Source organism: Gracilimonas sp. (genome assembly GCF_035704785.1).
GTDB lineage: Bacteria > Bacteroidota > Rhodothermia > Balneolales > Balneolaceae > Gracilimonas.
In genome coordinates this window covers 1-2,344 of sequence record NZ_DASSWP010000177.1, presented here as the reverse complement: position 1 = coordinate 2,344, position 2,344 = coordinate 1, and the positions used below count along the sequence as shown (strand labels likewise).

Sequence of the window (2,344 nt, the reverse complement as noted above, 5' to 3'; positions counted from 1 at the left end):
TCTATGCTTCAGTTTAACCGCCTCAATTCAGGATTACAGCACGACAGCCTTTATTCCATCCAGGTCATGGACTCTGCCACCGCTATGCAAAACTGGCTCAAAATTCAGCAAGCAAACCAAAAAGGCAACAAAGTAGAGGGTTTCGACCACATGAGCTTTATGAAAGACATGCTCAAACAAAAAATGAAAACGCCTCTTGCTCAGCCACCGCTTTCTGTCCGTACCCAAGCGGGACAAGGAAACGAAGTGAAAGTATTTATCACGAATCGTTCTTCTGAAGTCATTAACGATATTGACCTGGATATACAGTTACCGGAGGGATGGAGCCTTTCATCTCAAAACCAACTCATAGCAACTTTACCAATCGGACAAGAGGCCATCTTTACTTTTGAGCTTACCGGTTCAGATCAACATTCAGAGCTCGTTAGTTTTGGTCTTAATACAGAAAATGGCTTATCCATAGGATGGACTGCCCTCATTCAACTTTCTGAGGATAGCCAAAAAAACATAATTCCAGCTACTTTTGAAGTGCATGGAAATTACCCTAACCCGTTTAACCCTACCACCACCTTCAGCTACAGCTTACCGGCCAGCATGGAAGTGCGTCTCGAAATTTTCAACCTGCTGGGTCAACGTGTAGCCACTCTTGTTGATGGCACACAAACAGCAGGTCTTCAAAATATAACCTGGGATGCACGCTCCCTGGCAAGCGGCACCTATTTATATCGTATCGTGGCAAAAGCTGCTAATGGAAAACAATTTCTTGAGCAAAAAACCCTGGTATTATTAAAATGAACTGCGAGTTTGTTTAATACCTTGGCTTAACATTTTTCGTATCTGTGGCATGTGTTACATACCTGCTCAATAAGGTAACCCTGTGTACTCGCTCTTTTGTAGAAATCAATATAAACGGAGCGGTAAATTTTACTCTGTTATTCTCCTCACCCAAAATAAATATGTAAGAAGGAACAACAAACTTTGGTATAAAAGAGATGAGGAAAGGGTTTGATATGATCGCCGGAAAAAGCGGAAGCTTCATGCACCGTAGTTACCTTATCTTTGGCAAGCTTAATTTTTCTCGCAATTCTATAAATACTAAATGAAAGGTTAATTTAGAATTGGGTTTTTATATGTTGGTCGCTCTTTGTTAGCAATCTTAATAAATATGCTTCGTGACCTTAGATCTGTTTGAGCCAACGGTCGCCCCCCAGAAGGAACGGGTGAATATTGAAGGTTGAGGAACTATTATGCAAACAGATCACAAAGATGAAGAAAATGAAAGCCATTGTGACAATGAAAGCTGTTTGATGTATTACGCCATGGAACGGCCTGATCTGATCTCTCAATTCTTAGACTTAGACGGCGAAGACGTCCCAGGTTTAGACGCTAATTGTATTGCTGATCTTCAGGCCAATAGCGGAAAGTAGAGCATTGAGCAAGGAACTCCGAAAGCAGAAAGCTCAGCGTTAAAAATCGGGTGTTCGAAGTTCGATGTTCCTACCCTTGTTTGAACTTGAATAGGTTTTCTTTGCCTACTTTTTCTTCCCCTTGATTTAAGGCATACATGGAATCAAAAAGTACAATTGGGTTTTCTTCCATGTCTTTGGTGACGTGGGTTGAATAGCTTGCTTCCAGTTTTTCTATAATGTCATCTCGCTCGTTGGGCAGCCACCTTGCACAATGATAGGAAACAGGAGTTTTTATCAATTCAACCCCATATTCCGTAAGCATGCGGTGTTCCACTACTTCAAACTGAAGTACGCCCACCGTTCCAAGTAAAAGTTCGTTTCCTACTCCATTGGGTACTTCAAATACATGAACCACTCCTTCCTCAGAAAGCTGTCGCAATCCTTCCCGGAGTTGCTTTCTCTTGAACGGATCTTTGGTCGCCACTTTCTGAAAATGCTCCGGGGTAAAAAGTGGAATTACATCAAAATTAACTTCATTCTTCTCAAAGATGGTGGTACCGATCCGGAATGATCCGGGGTTGAAGATCGATACGATATCGCCGGGATAGGCTTCTTCCATGAGCTGCCGGTCATCACCCATTAATGTATGTGGGGTCGACATTTTAATTTTCTTGCCAGAAGAGGCTATCGTCACCTGCTGGCCTCGTTCAAACTTCCCGGAAGCCACCCGGATAAAAGCAGCACAGTCACGGTGATCGGGATTCATGTTGGCCTGCATTTTAAAAATGAAGCCTGAAAATCCATCATTCAGATCACGTACAATTCCATCGGGAGTTTTATATTGCTGAGGATGAGGAGCAAGCTTGTGGAAATAATTCAAAAATACATCCAGTCCAAAGTTGTGCAGGGCTGAGCCAAAAAATACAGGGGTTACT

Annotated in this window: 3 protein-coding genes; 2 read left to right on the top strand and 1 reads right to left on the bottom strand. The window is 42.4% G+C overall.

The features are described from left to right. Both VFM80_RS10245 and VFM80_RS10240 read left to right on the top strand, forming a co-directional pair. Positions 1-795: T9SS type A sorting domain-containing protein (locus VFM80_RS10245; RefSeq protein WP_395071733.1), on the top strand; the 795-nt coding region annotated here is incomplete at its 5' end. 452 nt (positions 796-1,247) lie between these two features. Beyond that, positions 1,248-1,427, top strand: a complete 180-nt coding sequence (locus VFM80_RS10240; protein WP_395071732.1) for a hypothetical protein — start codon at positions 1,248-1,250, stop codon at positions 1,425-1,427. A gap of 70 nt (positions 1,428-1,497) precedes the next feature. Here VFM80_RS10240 and VFM80_RS10235 read toward each other — a convergent pair. Then, positions 1,498-2,344 (bottom strand): EF-Tu/IF-2/RF-3 family GTPase (locus tag VFM80_RS10235; protein ID WP_395071731.1); only part of this gene is annotated, 847 nt, incomplete at its 5' end.